This window comes from Faecalicatena sp. Marseille-Q4148, assembly GCA_018228665.1.
Taxonomy (GTDB): domain Bacteria; phylum Bacillota; class Clostridia; order Lachnospirales; family Lachnospiraceae; genus UBA9414.
The window spans coordinates 3,203,097-3,222,640 of sequence record CP073692.1 but is presented as its reverse complement, the minus strand read 5'-3'; the positions used below and the strand labels follow the sequence as shown (position 1 = coordinate 3,222,640).

21 protein-coding genes and 1 riboswitch are annotated in these 19,544 nt (G+C 49.1%); all 21 genes read right to left on the bottom strand.

The window, feature by feature from the left end:
• Positions 1–93 precede the first annotated feature (93 nt).
• Positions 94–2,259, bottom strand: a complete 2,166-nt coding sequence (locus KFE17_15580) for a DUF87 domain-containing protein (GenBank protein ID QUO32187.1) — start codon at positions 2,257–2,259, stop codon at positions 94–96.
• On the bottom strand, positions 2,213–2,599 hold the full coding sequence (locus KFE17_15575) for a PrgI family protein (GenBank protein QUO32186.1): 387 nt from the start codon (positions 2,597–2,599) through the stop codon (positions 2,213–2,215). The genes KFE17_15580 and KFE17_15575 overlap by 47 nt, the downstream gene beginning before the upstream one ends.
• A gap of 44 nt (positions 2,600–2,643) precedes the next feature.
• Positions 2,644–3,297 (bottom strand): hypothetical protein, encoded by a 654-nt coding sequence (locus KFE17_15570; protein QUO32185.1) that lies wholly within the window; start codon positions 3,295–3,297, stop codon positions 2,644–2,646.
• Positions 3,298–3,306: 9 nt separating this feature from the next.
• On the bottom strand, positions 3,307–3,759 hold the full coding sequence (locus KFE17_15565) for a SpoVG family protein (protein QUO32184.1): 453 nt from the start codon (positions 3,757–3,759) through the stop codon (positions 3,307–3,309).
• A 12-nt stretch (positions 3,760–3,771) separates the two neighbouring features.
• Positions 3,772–4,311: a hypothetical protein gene (locus KFE17_15560; GenBank protein ID QUO32183.1), complete on the bottom strand. Its 540-nt coding sequence runs from the start codon at positions 4,309–4,311 to the stop codon at positions 3,772–3,774.
• Positions 4,312–4,352: 41 nt separating this feature from the next.
• Positions 4,353–5,219 (bottom strand): hypothetical protein, encoded by an 867-nt coding sequence (locus KFE17_15555; protein QUO32182.1) that lies wholly within the window; start codon positions 5,217–5,219, stop codon positions 4,353–4,355.
• A 41-nt stretch (positions 5,220–5,260) separates the two neighbouring features.
• Positions 5,261–5,476, bottom strand: a complete 216-nt coding sequence (locus KFE17_15550; protein ID QUO33749.1) for a Maff2 family protein — start codon at positions 5,474–5,476, stop codon at positions 5,261–5,263.
• Positions 5,477–5,565: 89 nt separating this feature from the next.
• A complete protein-coding gene (locus tag KFE17_15545) occupies positions 5,566–7,389 on the bottom strand; it encodes a type IV secretory system conjugative DNA transfer family protein (protein QUO32181.1) in 1,824 nt (607 codons plus the stop codon).
• Complete coding sequence (locus KFE17_15540) at positions 7,386–7,856, bottom strand: PcfB family protein (GenBank protein QUO32180.1); 471 nt, start codon at positions 7,854–7,856, stop codon at positions 7,386–7,388. Before KFE17_15540 ends, KFE17_15545 begins: the two co-directional genes overlap by 4 nt.
• Positions 7,857–7,947: 91 nt before the next feature.
• Positions 7,948–8,997 (bottom strand): hypothetical protein, encoded by a 1,050-nt coding sequence (locus KFE17_15535; GenBank protein QUO32179.1) that lies wholly within the window; start codon positions 8,995–8,997, stop codon positions 7,948–7,950.
• Positions 8,998–9,011: 14 nt separating this feature from the next.
• Positions 9,012–9,725, bottom strand: a complete 714-nt coding sequence (locus tag KFE17_15530; GenBank protein ID QUO32178.1) for an antirestriction protein ArdA — start codon at positions 9,723–9,725, stop codon at positions 9,012–9,014.
• A gap of 4 nt (positions 9,726–9,729) precedes the next feature.
• On the bottom strand, positions 9,730–10,815 hold the full coding sequence (locus KFE17_15525) for a DNA cytosine methyltransferase (GenBank protein ID QUO32177.1): 1,086 nt from the start codon (positions 10,813–10,815) through the stop codon (positions 9,730–9,732).
• Positions 10,802–11,158 carry a hypothetical protein gene (locus tag KFE17_15520; GenBank protein QUO32176.1) on the bottom strand — a complete coding sequence of 119 codons (357 nt, stop codon included), beginning with the start codon at positions 11,156–11,158 and terminating at the stop codon, positions 10,802–10,804. The genes KFE17_15525 and KFE17_15520 overlap by 14 nt, the downstream gene beginning before the upstream one ends.
• Positions 11,159–11,467: 309 nt before the next feature.
• Positions 11,468–12,847 (bottom strand): ParB/RepB/Spo0J family partition protein, encoded by a 1,380-nt coding sequence (locus tag KFE17_15515; GenBank protein ID QUO32175.1) that lies wholly within the window; start codon positions 12,845–12,847, stop codon positions 11,468–11,470.
• 227 nt (positions 12,848–13,074) lie between these two features.
• On the bottom strand, positions 13,075–13,329 hold the full coding sequence (locus KFE17_15510; protein QUO32174.1) for a hypothetical protein: 255 nt from the start codon (positions 13,327–13,329) through the stop codon (positions 13,075–13,077).
• Positions 13,330–13,401: 72 nt separating this feature from the next.
• Positions 13,402–15,390: an MATE family efflux transporter gene (locus tag KFE17_15505; GenBank protein ID QUO32173.1), complete on the bottom strand. Its 1,989-nt coding sequence runs from the start codon at positions 15,388–15,390 to the stop codon at positions 13,402–13,404.
• Between the two features lie 44 nt (positions 15,391–15,434).
• Positions 15,435–15,531: riboswitch (purine riboswitch) on the bottom strand.
• 61 nt (positions 15,532–15,592) lie between these two features.
• Positions 15,593–16,489 (bottom strand): HAMP domain-containing histidine kinase, encoded by an 897-nt coding sequence (locus tag KFE17_15500; protein QUO32172.1) that lies wholly within the window; start codon positions 16,487–16,489, stop codon positions 15,593–15,595.
• Between the two features lie 10 nt (positions 16,490–16,499).
• Entirely contained in the window at positions 16,500–17,324 is an 825-nt protein-coding gene (locus KFE17_15495) for an ABC transporter permease subunit (protein ID QUO32171.1), read from the bottom strand.
• Positions 17,317–18,231 carry an ABC transporter ATP-binding protein gene (locus tag KFE17_15490; protein QUO32170.1) on the bottom strand — a complete coding sequence of 305 codons (915 nt, stop codon included), beginning with the start codon at positions 18,229–18,231 and terminating at the stop codon, positions 17,317–17,319. Before KFE17_15490 ends, KFE17_15495 begins: the two co-directional genes overlap by 8 nt.
• Before the next feature lie 91 nt (positions 18,232–18,322).
• Positions 18,323–18,988, bottom strand: coding sequence for a response regulator transcription factor (locus KFE17_15485; GenBank protein ID QUO32169.1), 666 nt, complete (start codon positions 18,986–18,988; stop codon positions 18,323–18,325).
• A 77-nt stretch (positions 18,989–19,065) separates the two neighbouring features.
• Positions 19,066–19,512 (bottom strand): GNAT family N-acetyltransferase, encoded by a 447-nt coding sequence (locus tag KFE17_15480; protein ID QUO32168.1) that lies wholly within the window; start codon positions 19,510–19,512, stop codon positions 19,066–19,068.
• Between the last annotated feature and the right edge of the window lie 32 nt (positions 19,513–19,544).

The following is a 19,544-nucleotide window of genomic DNA, read 5'->3' as shown; positions in this document are numbered from 1 at the left end:
TTACTTACCTCGTAAGAAGGTAAGTCCGACGATTTTAGCATCGCATGGCCATAAGTCCATGAAGTTTTACCCTCATAGAGCGATGTTTGTGCGTCAACGTGTCGCACCAAAGATGTTCTCGATCTCCGGGCTTGCCAGAAAATCCTTTACGTTCTGCGTTAAAGCACTCGGAACGCACCCTTTTTTTCGCAGCATTTTCCAGATCGCCACACAATAGCTTGCCGTCAGACGGTCACGGAGCAGCACATGAAATTCGTCGAAGTAACACCATGTGGCGATACCGCGGAGGAAATTCATGGACACCTGCGAGTTTACCAAGTCCTGCATAATGAGCATGGCAATCGTTCGAAGCCCGGCCCCCAGCTTTTTTAAGTCAAGGCATACCAGACGGCGGTTTAAGTCCACGTTGGTTTCATGGTTGAACACGTTAAGGGAGCCCGACACATAAATTTCAAGAGCCGTAGCCAGCCGCACCGCCTCGCCCTCCGGCTGGGAACAGAGCAGGTCATACAGGGTTTGGAGGGTCGGCATTTTGCTTGTTTCCGGGTCCTGCAAGTGTTCCCGGTACATCTGGCGTACACAGCGGTCAATGACGGTACGCTCCACCGGCTGCAAGCCGTCCTTACCGCCGACGATCAGCTCCATCAGCGACAGGATAAAGTCGGCTTTCAGCGCCATCGGGTTTTCCTCGTCGAAGCTCAAATCAATGTCCATCGGATTGATGTGGTGGGGGCTGTCCGGGGCAATCTCGATGACCTGTCCGCCCAGCCGCTTGATAAGGGGCGAGTATTCGCCCATCGGGTCCACCACAATGATCCGGTCACGGGTGGCAAGGAACACGTTCACAAGCTCCCGCTTTGCGGCAAAGGATTTGCCGGAGCCCGGCACGCCGAGGAACAGGCCGTTGGGGTTTTTGAGCTTTTTCCGGTTTGCCATGATGACGTTATGGGAAAGTGCGTTGAGCCCGTAATAGACGGCTTCGCCATCCATGCGGAGCTCCTGCGTCATAAAGGGAACGAAAATGGCCGTGGAGCTGGTCGTCATGCCGCGCTTGATCTCAATGCCGTTATGGCCCAGCGGAAGGCTGGAAAGAAAACCGTCCTCCTGCTGGAAGTCCAGCCGCTTCAAGGTGCAGTTGTATTTCTGGACGATACCCGACACCGTGAACAGGTCATTGTCCAGCTCCCGGCGGGTCGGGGCCATGTTTACCACAAGGAAGGTCAGCAGGAACATCCTTTCATTCCGGCTCTGTAAATCTTCCAGAAGGGTCTTTGCGTCGTTGCTGTATGTTACGAGGTCGGGTGGAAGTATGTCCATGTCGTACCCTGACCGGGCAGCCTTCTTTTGTTCCTCCACCTTCATCTTGTCAATGTCGGAGACTTTGGCCTTGATGGATTTTACGGCGGCGGCCTGATCGACGGTCTGGATATGGAGGGTGATGGTCATTTCCGCATCCATTTCCAAAAGCTCCGCCAGCAGCTTGTCCGAGAGCTCCGAGGCCAAAATCTGCAAGTAGGAGGCAGCGCCCCAAGTCGTCCCCACCCGGAACAGACGGCTGAAACGGAAGTCGAAGCTGTCCGGGGCGATAAAGTCTTTGGTGGAAAGCCCGGTTTTGGGGATCATATCCCATGAAAACCGGAAGGGGGAGCCGCTGCCGGGGTGGAGCTGCCCGTGAAGGAGCTCCAGCCGTTCCAGCCCCGAAAGGGAGCGGCACTTGACGCCCAGCTTTTTGAAGTTCCCGCAAATGTCCGCCTCTACACGTTCCAGCCTTGCCCTGGCGGTGGGAAGGTCGTCCACATTCACGCCGAAGGTCAGGAGCTTTGTGCGGACAATGCCGTTGTTGCTTTTGGCGATCTGGTTTTCCAGCATTTCCACATACTCACACCGGACGCTGTTGTAATCATCGTCCTGCATGGGGATGTTCACGCTGTACCGGCTGCCCGGGCGGCTCCGGTGGTTGAGGAAGGAAAGCTGGAACGGAAGGCTGCTGTCAAAGTAGTTGAGGCAGGCGCTCCACCCGTCAAAGATGGCCGCCTGATCTTCGGACTGTGCGAGCTGGTAGTTGATGTCCTCGTATTCAATGGTTTTGGTGTAATAGCGGTCCGCTACCCGGCACACCCCGTCCCGGTACATTTCCCGGTAAGGGAGGGTCTGCTGGGCGGTGGTGGGAATGTTCTTTCCTTTCGTGAACAGGCCGGTAAGGCCCTGTTTTTCAGGCTTTCTGCCTGCGGGCTTTCCGGCCCTTCTGCTGTTTCGCAATCGGCTGCGCCTCCTTTCTGGCGCTAAGCAGCGCATAGAAGTTTTCGGTTTTGTAAGGCCGCACACGGGGATAGAGGAACCGGGTGCGGATGATGTTTTTCAGCACTTTTTCCAATGGCAGGCCGTCCCGCTCATACATAGCCAGAAAGAAGAACGGGAGCATGAGGCCGATCATCAGGAACATGGCGGCACTGTTCCCGATACTGCCACGGGAAAACAGGTAAGCCGGGAGGCCCACCGCCGCCGCACCGGAAAAACAAACAAGCTGGCGCTTCGTCAGATTGAAGGCCAGCTTTGTCTTGATTTTGGAAAGGTCTTTTGGTACTGGCACATAGGCCATTTAAGTACACCTCCTTAATTGCTTCGGGCCAGCATGGCCCGAGGTTATCTTGCGGCCTCTTTGGCCGGGGCTGTGCTGTGGGCAGCTTCGACGGCTTCTCGTCCGCTCTGCCTTGCCCGCCAGTATTCGGGGTTATACTGCCGGATGGACTGATTGAGTTTTTCTTCAAACTGTCCTTTGTCCTTAATGCGGTCAGGGATGTTCCACAGTTTTTTGTCCAGCAGCTCCCGGAGCACCACACTTTCCTGTGCGTCCTCCTCATAGCAGATATAGCCCTTATCCTTGAAGCCGCACTTTTTCGCCGCTGGGGAGAGGACGGCGGCTACCTCATTTGCCACCATCGTTCCGCCGTGGCTGGCGGTAGATACCAGAAACACCCCCGGACAGAGGGTTTCACAGCTCTGCACCTCGCCCCACGGGGAGCTTTTCGGCGCATGGAACATTCCGCCCGTCCGGCTCCGGTCCGCCTGCATGAGCGCCGCCTTTTCCAAGATGGCGCGAAGTTCCGGGGAAAAGTAGGCGTATTCCCGCAGGACACGGGCGGCGTCCCCGCCGCAGGCGTTCATCAACAGAGTATAGGCGTCGCTGTCCGCTTTGGTACAGCGGCCCAGCAGTTTTCCGTCGTAATAGCAGGCCGCGTCATAGCCCATCCGTTTGCGTGGCATGGTTCCCGCCTCCTTTCTGCGTCGGGCCAGCATGGCCCGAGGTCAACGCTCTGCGCTGCGGCTGGGCTTTTCCTTCGGAGGCCGTTCTGCCTTTGCCTGTTCGGCAGCCGCTTTTCCGGCTTTGAGCTGGTCGCTGATGGACGCACGCCCCACAGAGCCACGCTCCGCCATCTGTTCCAGCTTTGCCTCATAGGCTTGCAGAACAGCGGTGTTGAGCTGTTCCCGGAACTCCTTTGTGACAGGGTAGGCCATATCCCGGTAGCCGCCTTTGCCGTCTGGCTGGCTGGGCATCCCAAGAAAGAGACCCTTGCTGCCCTGTACAATTTTCAGATTTTCCACCACAAAGCAGTCATTGAATTTCACGCTGGCAAAGCCCATGAGGTTTTTCACAGGTTCGATGACCCGCACGCTTACATCCAGCTTTATAGGGGCGGCTGGTGTTCCGCCCGCAGTTTTTTCCTGCATGGATTTCTCCTTTCCGCTTCGGGTCAGCATGACCCGAAGCTGTTACAAGTTTACAGTGCTTTCAACTTCGTTTCCCCACACGTCCCATCCGGGCTTTTTTTCTCTGGCGAACAATTCCACTCGTGGTATATCGCCCATCAGTTCTACAATTTTCCGTCTGGCCTCGTCCGGCTTTTTACTGTGGCGCTCTATCGGGGAAACAATAAGCTGATGAACACCGGCAGACTTACGCTTCGGATGTCCTTTTACTGCTAAAAGACAAATTTCTGCATTGCCTCTGGTCCAATACCCCAGACCGTAAAACCATGAGTAGGAGCGCCGGTTCCTCTTTATCCATACAAAAGCCACAGAACGATAAGAAAAGCCCCATGCTTTAATGACCTTTAAGGCTTCCGGCAGTTGTGGGAATGTTGCCCACAGAAACAAAACGCTGTCTTTTGCAGCCAAGTCGGCCACTGGAAGGGAACAGATTTCTTCAATACTCATAGTGGGATAATGAAGCTCTGCTGATCCCTGCCTGTTTTTCTGCTCATACCGCCACGGTGGATCTGCATAGATTATCGAAAATTTTTCTTTCGGCATGATCCTCCTTTCCGCTTCGGGCCATCATGGCCCGAAGTCTCTTAATGGCAGCCGAAGATGGATTTTGCAAGACTGCCTGTTTTGAATAAGGTAAAACACAGCAGCACCGTATATCCCACGCAGCCCCAGATCGCCCCGATGGGGTCGCCGTCGGTGGCGATACTCTGAATCAGCACCGCATAGATGGCGACACAGACTAAGATCAACAGACCTTGAAAGCCCACCGCAAAGAGGGAGCGGAAATAGTTCTGCCCCATGTGTCCGGTTTCCCTGTTGGGGACTGTGGCAAACGGGATAGGTGCTAAACTTGTGAGTAAATAAATTTCAATCATACGGCCATATACGATGACGAAGATCACGATGTTTAAGGCAATCATGGTAAGCTGGATCAGGAAGGATTGTAGCCAGAGCCCGAACAGAGGGCCTAACTCCATCGCCTCAAGCTCTGTCCGCAGACTGTCCAGCACATCCGGCGTGATCTCTGTCCCGTTCTGGATAATGCCCGCTGACTGCTGTATCACATGCTGGCTCACATCAAAGACCGCCAGCACGATATTAAAGGTGTTCGTCAGGATCATCACAGCCACAAAGGTTTTGAACACCCACTTAAAAAACATCCATGTGTCAACTTCATGGAGGTTGTTGCGTTCTATGAGCATCTGTATCAGCTCATAGGTCATTACAAAAGTGAGGATGACCCCGGCGATTGGCAGAATGGCAGTTTCGGAGATCTGTCGTATCATGGAAAAGACCCCGGCGTTCCAGTCCGCCGGGGTCGTGCCTACCTGTGTGGCGATCTCGCCAACGCTCTGATTGACGTTATCGAAAAGGCCATCCAGATTTCCCATGATACCATCGACGAGCAGACCTTTCAGCCATTCAACGATTGCGTCGATGATAAAGTCCATACATCAGCTCCTTTTCTGGAAAAAGGGACAACGGGTGACACTTAGCTGAACAGACCGGACAGCAGAGGGATAAGCTGAAGGCCGATCAGAACGACACCGCCGCCTGCCATGAGCTGCTTAATGCCCTGTGATTTTGCCGCAGGGTTGTCCGACCCGTAACCTTCCAGAAGGTTGATGACGCCCCATACCGCCAGACCGGCGCCAAGAGCCATGACCAGAATTTTGAGAATGTCGATTGCCTGATTGAAAAATTCCATATACGTTCCTCCATTTTGTTTGTTTGATGGTTTTGGGCACAAAAAAAGCCGCCCACATCGGCGGCGCTTCGGGCCAACATGGCCCGAAGTTACACAAACTCGTCGCTGTCCAGATCATCGAAGTTCAACAGGTCAGCTTCTTCGTCCGTGTCGGAGCTTTCCACTTCGTACACCGTGTATTCGTCCTCTGGCTTTAGTCTCAATGGCCGGTGGCGGAACAGGCTTTCCAAGCGGAAGGCGTTTTTCTTTTTATCAAATTCGGCTGTGTACTTGTAATTCGGGTGCTTTTTCAAGTCATACTTCGGAGACAGGAAGGGCGGGAGTCCCCTAAGCTGCAAGATACATTTATCCCCGGGCATGGTGGTGATCTCGCTGGTGGTCATCAGCTCCCGGCCAAGCCGCTGCATATTCTGGCTGTAACTTTCAGACTGTCCACGGCTTCGGCCCTCGGTCTGCATAGAGATGGTGGCCTTGCCCAGCCAGTTTTCCGAAATATCCTTTAGGGTGGAAGCCTCCCGGCCTCCGAGGAATACGATACTGTCCATGTTGCCCATGATGGTTTCGGAATGGTCTTTGTACAATGCCTTGCACTGGCTCATAGCCTGATAAAAGAGCGTCAGGCTGATCTCACGGGAGCGGATGACGGCCACGATCTTTTCCAGCCCCGGCACCTGTCCGGTGTTGGCAGCCTCGTCCCACAGCACCCGCACATGGTAGGGCAGACGCCCGCCATAGGTGTTGTCAGCCCGTTCACACAGAAGGTTGAACATCTGCGAAAAAGCAAGGGCAACCAAAAAGTTGTAGGTGGTGTCCGTGTCGCTGATAAGGAAGAACAGCGCCGATTTTTCATCCCCCAGCTTATCAAGCTCCAGCTCGTCATAGGACATGATCTCCCGGAGTTGGGGAATATCAAAGGGAGCCAGTCTTGCACCGCAGGAAATCAAAATGCTTTTGGCTGTCTTGCCGCTGGCCAGCTTGTATTTCTTATACTGCCTCACGGCGAAGTGCTGGGGGCTGCGGCGTTCCAGCCCGTCAAACATATAGTCCACCGCATTTTTGAAGGTTTCGTCATCCTCCCGGACTTCCATGCTGTTTATCATTTCCACCAGCGTATTCATGTTGCGTTCTTCCTCCGGCCCCTCAAAGACGATGTAGGCCACAAGGGCGCAGTACAAGAGGGTTTCGGCTTTGGTCCAGAACTCGTCGCCCTCCTTGCCGTCGCCTTTGGTGTTGGCGATCAGAGCGGTAACGAATTTCAAAACATCGCTTTCCGTCTTGATATAGGCCAGCGGATTATAGTGCATGGATTTTGAAAAGTCGATACTGTTGAACACCCGCACCCTGTATTTCTCCCGTTGCAGAAACCGCCCGCACTGGTCGAGGGTGCCGCCCTTCGGGTCTACCACCACATACGAGGAATGGGCTTGAAGGAGCTGCGGAGTCAGCCAGAACCTTGTCTTGCCCGAACCGGACGAGCCGATGACGCAGGCGTTTAGGTTCCGGGCATTGGCGGGTATCTTCGGACGGGTGTTCATGGTAAGGAACTCCGTCCCGGTCAGAATGACATTGTTCTGAAATTTAGGGTCAACAAACGGCTTTATATCCTCCTTTGTTCCAAAGCGGGCGGTGCCGTACTCCGCATCCCGCCGGAATTTTTTCGCCTGCCTGATCTTTGACTGTATCAGCAGATACATCCCAGCCGCACCGGCAAGGCCCACCAGCAGGTCAATACCTCCCAGCCCCGGCCAGTAGGTTTCAAAGGCTTTGGGGAAGGTGTCGAGCATCCCCATGAGCTTTGTCCCGAAGTCTGTGCCGGGGGCGATCCGGTAGGCCGTCCCGATTTTGGAGAAGAACCAGAACACAAAGAGGTACGGCAGGTTTGGGAGCACATATTTTCTGATCTTGTCACTCAACGTCCGTCCTTCACCGCCTCTCTGGTCCGCTGCTTTTCCTTTGCCTGTGTCCTGATCTGCTCCGTGAATTTCCGAAGCTGGCCGAGGATGGAAGCCTTGTCCTGCTCTTTATTCAGCACCTTTGCACTGTACTTCTGGAAGGCCGCTGTGATGGCGTCCGCCTGATTGGCTTTGAAGAACAGCAGGTAATGACCGGGGCTTACTTTATGGAAAGCGTAGTCCACATGGAACTCCTTCGCGATCCGGTCAAAATCCTTTGGAGCTCCCACATAGGGCATGGCGCTTTTGCCGCCATAGTGGTTCATCAGCTTTTTTACGCTCTGGCGTCCCTGCGGGGTCAGCGCCTTCCGGTGGTGCTTTTGCACCGCCCGCGCCACCTTTCCAAGAGCGGCAGCCAGCACTTTTCCCGTGAGCTTCGTTGTCCTGATCGAAAGGGCAACCGTTTTTTGGTTTACTTCTTCCTGCATAAAACCTCCTTTCCGTCGGGGTTCCCGCTATCCGGGAGGCCCCCGTACAATCTCGGGGAACAGAAAACCTCGGGCCAATGTGGCCCGAGGCTTACCGCTCGGCATCCCTGCCGGACGGAGCTTTCTTTTCCGGCTCCGTCTGGACTTTTTTGCCCTGTTCCCGCATGGTCTGCAAGATAGAAGGCTTCTTTTGAAGCTGGGAGGGCTTTTCGCCGGACAGCGGCTTGATACATTCCAAACGGTCAGCCGCCCGGATGGCGTTGTCCGTGAGCTGCCTCTGCCATGCGCCCACGCTGGGAGCCCAGCGAAAGCCGCTGCTTTTCAGCTCGGCCCGGGTGTCAGCGTCAGGCTTTCCATCAAAGAACACCTGCAAGCGGTTGTCCTCCCGGTTCATTTCCACACGGCCCCCGTCGAACTCCCAGCCGGAAAATTTCTGCTGTGCCTGTTTGGAAAGCTGTTCGATACGGGCCCTTACCCGGCGGATTTCCGCATTGTTGTTGGTAAGCTGGTAGCTTTCAAAGGGCCTCGGGTCGCTCCGCCAGCTTGACGCCATGCTTGCTTTCAGCTTTTCAATCTGGTCCGGCGCCAGCAGCGCACAGCCATCCAGCTTGCCATGCTTGCGGTAATAGGCGTTGACTTCCTTCATAATGAGCTGGGAGCGTTCCAGCCCGTCCAGCTTCTTCTGGAGCTTTTCAATGGCTGCCGGGTCATCGGCGCTGATCCCGCCCATGCCGGTACTGCGTATCTTATCCAGCAGTCCTTGAATATGCCGCCATTCCTCCATGTTGCTGTCCCGCGCCCGGTTCTGTTTTTCCTTCTTTCCCACCGGGAAATTGGAAGGCCCGGCGATCAGCACAGAGGGAACCCTCGCGTCAATGGCAAAGCCCTGGTTCATGTTTTCGGCCAGCTTGCGGGCGTAGGTGTCTAACAGATGGTCGATCTTCTCATGGTACATGGGGTCCACCCGGGATTTCTGCTTTTCCGCTATGGCGGCGGCCTTGTCCACCATTGCCCGGTATTCCGCCGTTGCGCTCCCTTCCTTGTAGTCGGAAAAGCTGTTCATTTCTTTTGCCCGGCGGGCGGCTCCTTCATTGATAGGGTAATAGTTGATGGTATGCACCTCCTTTATGCTTCGGGCCATGCTGGCCCGAAGTCTTACCGTTCTTCATGGGAAGGTCCCGCCTTGTCCTTTTTCGGAGCGGGTGGGGCTTCTTGAAACCGTTTGAGTGTAGCGAGAATGGAGTGGACAGGCTCGGCCTTTTCAGGATAGGCAAATATCCGGTGTTCCGGCGGAATGTCCTGCGGCCCGTGGTAATACTCCTTGAAGCCCTCCGGGACTGCCGACACATACCCACCGGGAGCGAATACGCCGCCCTCGTTGATACGCACATCCCGCCCGTATGCCTCATAATCGAAGTAGTTCTGAATGTGCTCCGGTATGTCGATAGTCCCAAGCTCGTCGGCGTAAAGACGGCCCAGCCCTTCATCATCGGAAATATCCGGGTAAAAGCGGTAAAGGTCAAGGTTCTGCGTCAGGTTTATCAAATCCTTCACGCTCCTTGTGTGGTTTCCCAAGACAAGAGCGGCTTCAAAGGTTTCCAGTCCGCCCTTATCCCGTACTTCCAGCAGGGCGTGGCCCAGCTCGTTCAGCTCGTCGATGTTCTCACATTCGTAGAGATAATCGTAGAGCCCCAGCACATCACTGTCAAAGCTGGTAAAGAACACTTCGCTGTACCGTTTCCCGTCTATCCCGATTTTGGCAAGGGCGGCCTGCAACTCCTGTGTCGTCATGGGGAAATGTACCGTTGTCCCTACCTCGATCCCCATTAAGGGGTATAGGGCTGTATTGGTTATATAGGCTTCAAACATGGGCTCATTCCTCCTTTCCGGCCCGGTCAGCCAGCACCTCATAGATCCCGGCCATAATGTAATCGGCGCAAGGGAGGGCAATCGCATTTCCCAGCGCCTTGTAGCGTTGCAGAGGCCGGATCTCCACGCCGTCCGCCCCGTACTTTGTCCAGCCCTCTGGCAGCCCCATCAGCCGTTCGCTTTCCGTTTCCGTCAGAAAACGGATACAGCCGCCCTCCGGGTCGCCCTCATACCAGAAGGCAAAGGGCGTTACATCACTGGCTAAAAGAGTGGGAAAAGGGTCAGTTGGTAATCCGAAGCTGTTTCGGAAGGCCGTTTCTTCCTGCCTTTTTGCCGCTCCCCGCATACGGAAACACTGAAAGGGGTGGATGACTGGTATCTGCCGCCCTGTTTCAAAAGAAGCTGTTCGATCTCCTTCGGCGGCGGCCCGCCCGCCCTCTCCGCAAGGCGGAGGAAGTGGGAGCATTGGACGGGGCTTAAATAGTATGTCTGCGGCACGTCTGCCTCCAAAATCCGCCACGACGAAAATCCGCTGCCTTCGTGCCAGCCTTCGGGAGCCTGCCCAATACTGGGCGTCCATGAGCCGCCAGCACACATCAGGCGTTCCCCCTCGCACCATTCCGGCGTTTCCCCATCTTCCCGAAGGAGGCATTGGAACTTCGGTGTCCGAGAAGGCGGATAGGACGGCTCTAAAGTCCATCCGGTCATTTGTAGAAAACGCTCCCATGACGTTTTCCCAAACAGCGATAGCTGGATATAGGTTATCAGTAGCATCCCTCATTTCCTGTATGATACGAAACGCCTGATAGAACAGGCTTGATTTTGCCCCGGCAAGGCCGGAGCGGTTGCCAATCAGAGAAAGGTTCTGACAGGGGGAACCGAAGGTAATTATATGGACAGGTGGGATTTTCCCGCCGTCCACCTTCGTAATATCCCCCAAATGCACCATGTCGGGAAAGTGCCTTTTGGTTATGGAGATGGGCGCTTTTTCAATCTCGCTGGCCCATACCGGACGGATACCACACCGGGAAGCAGCCAGAGGGAACACGCCGATCCCGTCGAAAAGGCTTCCCAGCTTAATGTCCGGCATGGCCCGGGGTGCCGTGTCCCTTCACGGCAAGCACCCCTTCCAGTGTGGTCGCCGCAATGCCCAGCCGCCCGGCAACCGCAATATCATTTTTTACATCCTCGTCCACAGCGCTGCCGCAGACGATCAGGGTGTGGGAGCGCCGCAGCATATCCCGGCGCATATCAATCCCGGCCTTATGTTCCTCGGGAACGCTGTCATTCAAAAACAGCGGCAGGTACAAGAGCGGGCAGATCGGGGAAAAGCCCGCCTCATAAGCAAGGCGGCAGTAGTGGGCCGCCAGCTCCATATCAACATCCGGCTCGCCGCTCCATGCGGCGGTCAGGTACGCTAAAGGTCGTTTCATTGGTTGAGCCTCCATTTCTGTTTTGGTTTAGGGAAAAGCAAGGTATCGCCCAACCCCTCCGCCCCTTCCCCCGGGAAGGGGAACGGCTCTGGAGAATTTATATCCCCGTCGCTTGACCGGGAAAAAGCATAACCGGGAGAAATCCGTCAAGGGTGCCTCTGGCACCGCCTACGGCGGCGCTGCCCTTGACTGATTTTCCCGGCTATGCTACGGAATAACTGGCGACGGGGAATAATTTATATCTCCAGAGCTTCGGGGCGCGGGGCAGAGCCCCGCAATCCTCGGGCCATGCTGACCCGAAGTTTGGGCTTACTTTTCCTGTTCGTTTTTCTTCTCCGGCTTTTCGTGTTCCTTCTGCTGTCCCTTCCAGTCGTCCAGCAGCTTGATGATCTGATCCTTCATTTCCCTCGGCGTAGTTTCCTTGCCGAAATACTTGCTCAGTTCCGCACCTGTCAAAATCACTTTGTCTACCTCCTTTTTGTCCTCCATCATAATGCCGTCAATCACATCCCCGTTGAGCAGCTTCTTTTCGTCCAGCTCCCGCATACGCTTTGCCTGTGCCTGTGAAGGCGAGGACTGCTGGCTGTCAATGGCGACGGCGATATAGTTCTGGTTCTTCTTGCCGATATAGGAAAGCTCCACCGCCGTAGTAAAGCCCAGCTTTTTTTCATCCATCAGCTTCATCAGGTCGGGAACCAGCTCATTGAGCCGGATATACCGCTGCACCTGCTTGACCGCCATCTTATTGCGCTCGGCTACAATTTCGTTGGAGCGTTTTCCTGCGTCCTTCGGGTCAATCTGGCCCGAAGTGCGGGAGCCCTGATGCTTGATGGCCTCAAGCTGCATTTTCAAGGCTTTGGCCCGCTCACTGGGGAGGATTTCTTCACGCTGGTTGAGATTGTCCTCGACCATCTGCGTGATGGCTTCATCGTCCGTCAGGTTTCGGACGATACAGGGCATATCCGCATATCCGGCAAGCTCGCTGGCTTTCTGGCGGTGGTGGCCGGACACGATCTCATAGCCGCCATCCTCACGGGGACGGACGATAGCGGGCTGGGTCACGCCCTTGTCCTTGACGCTGGACACCATAGCCCGCATTTCTTCATCGTCCCGGACTTCAAAGGGATGGTTCTTGAAGGCGTGGAGCTCGTTCAGCTTGATATAGACGATCTGCTCCTTGCCCCGGCGTGGTGCATCCTTCGGCTTCTCGGGTTCCTTCGGAGCGGAAGCGGCCTGTACCGTTGGAGTTCCTTTTTTCTCCGGTTCCTTTTTGACCGCCTTTTCCGGTTTCTGTGCGGGGGCTTTAGGCTTTGGGGCTGCGGCCTTGTCCTTATCTGCTTTCGGGGGACGGCCCCGGCGCTTCGGCTGTTCCGGCTCTTTGGGTTTTTCCTCCGCTTTTTTCGGAGCCTCCGGCTGCTTTTCCGGTTTCTCCGCTTTTGCTGGGTCAGGCTTTTCCCCGCCGGGAGCTGCCGCCCGTGCCTCGGCTTTCTTTTCCTTCATAATTTCAGCGAAGTTATAGACAGAAACCTGTGGGTTCTTTACCTCTGGTTCCGTCTTTTTTTCCGGCTCCGGGGAAACGGAAACCTTCTCCGGCTCTTTTGGGGGAGTGGGCGGTGTTTCCTTGCCCGGCCCGCTATCCGTTACCGGCTGTTCCGGCGTTTTTGTGGTTTTATCATCTGCCATAAGCATTTACCTCCTGTTTTTTGGCATGAAAAAAGGGGCTCAACTTTTCAGTCAAGCCCCCGTGGGAAATTCCTCCTTTCTCCGCCATGATACAAAAATACCGCCCGTAGTCTCGTTTGGGCGGTACTTTGTGTAAGATTGGCAGTCCATTATTAAGTTTTTTATTATGTTCCCTTTGTACACCGTTGCAAAACTAATCCTAATACAAATCCAAGCCCGGCAAGTATCAGATATCAGACTGCATGAATCAGTGCAGATTCATTATAATAAAGAAACACTGTCGGCAAAAAAATCCCTGCTGTGGCAAATGGATACAAATATTTCAATTTTCCTGCAAACATTCCCATCGCAACCCCAAGCAGCAATGTCCCTGCCATAATGAGAAACACCATTCCCAATGCATCTGTTGGCCCTGCCGTTAAGGGAAATAAATAAAATAAACAGATTTGCAGCCCAAAAATCAACAGCTCTTTCCAGTTTTTTCTCATCCCATTTTCCCTCCAATCATTTTTTCATGTCTCTTTTGTTTCAATATATCACTTTGCGATAATATCCTTCAACTATTTTCTATGTTTCATATAATCTAAAATAATATCTATAACTGCTTCTTTTCCGATACTTGCATCTATACATAGATTGTAGTTGCCAAAATTCTTCCATTCATAACCGGAAACATTTTGATAATAAGCCGCACGCGCTTTATCTGAGCGGCGCATATGCTGATATGCCTTTTCCTTTGTATCACCATACATATCCTGAATATTTTGCATTCGATATTCTTCCGGTGCATAAAGAAAAACTTTTAAGACATTTTCATAATTCCATAGTACATGATTTGCTGCTCTTCCCACAATCACACAAGAACCTTCATCAGCTATTTTGCGTAAGATTTTTTCTTGGGCAATGATACTTTGCTGCCCTACATTCGTACTAAGATATAGATTATAAAGCAATTTATCTTCCTGCTCATAATCGCTTAATAAGAATTCTTCCGCTAATCCGCTATCTTTTGCTGCGATAGCGGTTAATTCCTTACAATAAAACGGAATCGCAAGTTTCTCAGCTAAAAGTTCCCCAATCTGTTTTCCACAAGTTCCGTGTTGTCTGGCAATCGTAATGATCGTTCCCGGATGTGTTGAAACGATAGCTGCCGGTTCCTTTCTACTTTCCGGTGTTTCTTTTAAACTTCTTAAAAATTTAATTGTTAAGATGGTAATAACCGTACCTGCGACCAAATCTGAAAGCGGTGACGCAAAAAGTATACCATAAATGCCATTGCCCGGCGTTCTCTCCTCAAAGAACATACAAAGACCGATTGTAAAAATGACAAAACATATCATATCACGAAGAACAGAAGCAACCATCGCTTGTACCGGTTTTCCAATTGCCTGGAAAAAGATTGAAGAAATCTTTATAAAAGCTGTAACAAAGCTGAAACTCAAAAAGATTTTGAAACTAATGACAGCAAATTCCATATAGAGTTCATTTTGTTTCCCGAATATTCCAATAATAATTTGCGGACACGCAATAAATATGATCGTAGCCAAAATTCCAACTGTCAAAGAAGACAACAGAATATACTTATAACATTCTTTTACACGATCCATTTTCTTGGCGCCATAATTATATCCTAAAATCGGCTGTCCTCCTAAGGCAATTCCACAAGCGATATTCCCTACGATTGTATAGATTTTTGTCTGGATGCTAAATACAGAAATCGGAATATCACTTCCAAATTTAGACAGTGCTCCATATTTGAATAACATCATATTGCAAAGCAATGTCATAACAACCATTGAAATTTGTACTATGAACGTAGATCCACCTAAAATAATTAAGTTTTTAAGTACCGGATAATCGATGCGGAAACTGCTTTTCTTCAATTTGAAACTTTTTGGTCTGCGGAAATAGGCAACACAAATCACAAAAGAGACAACTTGTCCTATTACCGTTGCAATCGCAGCCCCCTGAATTCCCCAATCTAACACAAAGATAAAAACAGGATCTAAAATAATATTAATAACCGCGCCTAGAAGCAATGCCACCATAGCATATGTCGGACTTCCATCCGCTCGTATCATACTGTTCATGACATTAAACATTAAATAAGCCGGAAAAAAGCAGACAACAATTCTAAAATAATCACAAGCAAGCTGTAATGTAGCATCTGATGCGCCAAATAAAGCCATAAGCGGCTCACAAAAAATCAAACATACCGCACATAGCACTATACTGATTATCGCCGTTGACACAATACCGGTACCAACACATTTATGTGCGCTTTCGCTATCTTTTCGCCCGGCACAAATACTTAAAAAAGCTGCCGCACCATCACCTATGCACCATGCAAATGCATTCGCAATACAAATAATAGGAAAAGAAACACCTGTTGCTGCATTTCCTAAATATCCAAGACTACTGTTCCCAATAAATATCTGGTCTACGATATTGTAGAGTGCACCGATTAAAAGTCCCATCACACAAGGGACCGAAAACTTTAACAATAGTTTTTTTATTGGCTGTTCCCCAAGCTGTTTTGTTTCTTCCATAAAAACCTCCTTCAGAATAATAAAAAACCGCAAATAATTTACTAAGACCTGTTCTCAAGTCTTATAGTAAACTATTTACGGTAGTTTGTAGAAACGTCCACCCAATTGTGAACTTATATAAGAGACGAAATCCGTAACATAATACCACATATCATTTAAAATATCAATAAAATAATATAGTTTCTTAGCAAACGGTAATGAATTATATGGCCTCCGGTAACCGGATACAAATCCTTAACTTTCCATTCTCGTATTGAGCAGATATTGTTCCGTTCATCTGTTCAATTAAGATTCTTGAAATAGATAATCCAAGTCCTGTTGATTTTCTTGCATTTTCAACTGTATAAAAACGGTCAAACAGTCTTTCGACATCTATCTCATTTAAATCAGACGCAGTATTGGAAAAACTAATTTCCCCCGCATCGGTCAAAGAGATATTCAAATCTCCATCGCTATACTTAATTACATTATTGAGAAGGTTTGAGAAGATACGGGATAACGCAGCTCGATTCACCTTACGGATTACCTTATGCTCTGTTATAGAAATGCTCGGCGTTATCTTTCGCTCCTGCAAAGCTGCATAAAAACCTAATATACTTTCTTCCAATACACCATTTACAGCAACAAACTCCACACGGTTATCAGATTGTGAAGATGTAATAACCGAATAGCTGAAAAGTTCTTCTGTCAACTGCTTTAATACTTCAGTACGGTTTCTAATGATCTCTATATACCGCTCTGCTGTTTCGCTTTTTTCTACCTGGTCAAGCAAGTCCAGATAACTGCTGATTGCCGTAAGCGGCGTGCGCAAATCGTGAGAAATATTAGTAACCGCACTTTTCAATTCCAAATCCCCCCGCTGAAAACGGTGGCGTTCCTTGCGCAGTTTACGCAGCTCACTGTTTAATCGTTGCGCAAGTCTGCACATAGTTTTATCTTGATAGGAAATATCGATCAGCGTATTCGTTTCCGTCATTAGTCGCTCAGCAAATTGCACTTCTATTTCTCGTGCAGTCTTTTGTATGAGAAACAATTTAATAGCCAAAGCAAAAATAATAATTAACAAAATGACGATAACGACTAGCAACCAAACTTCCATAATATGCTCCTTATCTTAGTTCTTTCTTTTGGAAGAAAAACACTCCTGCCCCTGTTGTTAAAATGCTGATTCCCAATGAATAGACCGGTAATACCGATAGATTTTCAGCCTCTAACGAAGTACACTGTACTACTTGACCGCCGGGAAGAAGATCGTAAAAGAATTGAACCGTTTTACGCTCTCCCTCATCAAGGAATTTAGCATTAGGAAGTTCCTGGTATTCCAGTCCATTCTCCGTCATGGCCATAGCCATATTTGTTTCCGGTTCACTCAACATTTTATTTAATTGTGCCCCAATTATTAAAAACAGAAACGCTAATAAAATACAGATAATCGCTGTAACTGCTTTGTTATGATTTAGCATCGAAATTAAAGTGAAAATCGATGTAAATACAATTGCAAGCATAAATACGGTTATTACAAATAGCAAAACCATTTTCGTATTCATTTCAAAAAAACCAAACAGCGGTATTCCGATAGAAAGATGCGGAATGAAAAACATCGCACACATAACTATACTTACTGCCGAACAAGTAATAAGATTTGCCAAATAAATTGAAACTCTTTTCTGCCCAACGATCACTTTATTTCGGATTGTTCCGTCACTATATTCTGTGCCAATGAACAAACTGCAAAACACAGCCATTACAATACTGATAAAAAGAGCGCAGACAAAAAAGCCGTTATCAATATGATTAATTATCTGTGTCTGGCGCATATCTATATATTTCATTATCGGGAAACTTATCCCTGCCGCCAACATAAAAATCATACCTATCCAAAAAAATCTATCTTTTTTCAAGCGGATAGCGTTTGCCGATAATAATTTACTCATTCTCTTTCCCTCCCACTAAACCAACATAATAACTTTCCAAACTTTCATCTCGTTCCTGCATAGAAATCACTTCGCAGTTTTCTTTTGACAAAGCCATAGTCAGTTTGGAAACATTGATTTTTGCAAATACATCAGCTGCATGATCGGAGATCATATTATAATCAATCTTCATTTCATCCAAAACACGGACAAGCGCTTTTACATTGGTTACCTCAAGGCGGACACACTTACGACAGGACGCTTCTAATTCTTCCGCACTGATTTCCTTAACCATTCTTCCATTGTCAAGAAATCCATAATGTGTCGCAAGGCGAGACAGCTCATCAAGAATATGACTTGAAATCAATACCGTAATTTGATGTTCACGGTTCAATTTTAAAATTAACTCGCGCATCTCTATGATTCCTTGTGGATCAAGACCATTCACCGGCTCATCTAACACCAGGAAATCAGGATCGCCTGCCAGAGCAATCGCAATCCCCAATCTCTGCCGCATACCAAGTGAAAAATTTTTAGCCTTTTTATTTCCTGTATTTTCAAGACCTACTAATTTCAACAGTTTCGGAATGCTGTCATAAGAAGGAATTCCAAGAATCCGATACTGTTCCTTCAGATTCTCTGCTGCTGTTAAATCTAAATAAATAGAGGGGGTTTCAACCACAGCCCCCATTCTTCTGCGAGATTTTAAAATATCCTTTTCTGAGTTTTTTATACCATATAAAGAATACTCTCCGGATGTAGGATTTTGCAGCCCACAGATCAAACGAATGAAAGTTGTCTTTCCGGCACCGTTTTTCCCCACCAAACCATAGATTGCTCCTTTCGGAACATTCATCGTAAGTCCATTCAATGCTTTAAAATGCTTGTAGCTTTTACATAAAGCATTGGTTTTAAGAACATACTCCATATAAGTTTTACCTCCTTGTATTTGATGATGCCATTTTATCGCAAAATGGTTCAGAAAACGGTTAAGAAAACAGTTCAGAAATAGTAAAGATTTATTCTGTTTTCATTTTAAATCCAATCCCCCAAACTGCTTCCACATACTCTTTTCCACTTACCTCACGAAGCTTTTTGCGGAGATTACTTATATGTGTTTTTAGTGAGCTTTCCGTACAATCCGGTGTATCTTCGCTGATACGATCAAGAAGCTGTGATTTGGAAATGACTTGTGTCGGATTTTGCATTAGAAGTTTCAAAATAGCATACTCTGTTCTTGTCAGTTTTATTTCCGCATTTTTTATCTTTACTATGTGCGTATCAATATCGAGTTCGATTTCTTCAAAAGTCAAAATCCCCGCCTTGCCAAGCGTCTCAAACGTACGAAGATGTACGGCAATACGAGCCAGTAATTCTTTTGTATGAAAAGGCTTTGTGACATAATCAACTGCTCCTCCGAGCAAAAGATCAACCTTATGTTCCACATCAACCTTTGCGCTCATAACAATTACAGGAATCCCTTTCATATGTGTTAAAACTTCCTCACCGCTTAACCCCGGCAGCATTAAATCAAGAAGTACAAGATCCGGCTTTGTTTGTGAAAACAAAAGTACCGCCTCCGTCCCGGAATACGCACGAATAACACCATACCCTTCGTTGGTAAGTGTTTCCTCAAGTACATTTCCGATATGTAAATCATCATCAATAATCAATATAATTGCCATCTCTCTGTCACTCTCTTCTACACTAACTCATCAGTTTCTCTATAATCCCTACAGCAACTTCTGATCCCTGAACATTATCATTCCTTTATCATAACATAATTTGTAAGAAAAATTCCCTGTCTCTCTACCTGTTGTTCCTTTGCAACTTGATAGCCTCTCTTTTCAAAAAAAGGCCTTGCTGTAATAGATGCATGTGTTGTTATACTTCCCTCAACTGCCTGTTCCAATTGGTCGCAGATAGCTGCAGCAATTCCTTTCCCTTGATAGTCTGCATGAACGTAAAGCCGATCAAGGTAGCCCGTTTCATCTATATCGCCAAATCCTACAATGATATCGTCTTCAATAGCAACAATACTATAATGCTCCTGCAGTGATAAGTTCCATTTTTCTAAATCCATCTGTTTTGTTGCCCAGACATTTAACTGTTCTTCTGTATAATCCTTTGCATTAACAGTATGTACTGTATGATAAAACAGCTCTGTCAATGTTTTACAATCTGATGGTTGATATTTTCTAATTTCCATTCTTACAACTTCTCCAATATTCTGCCATTCCT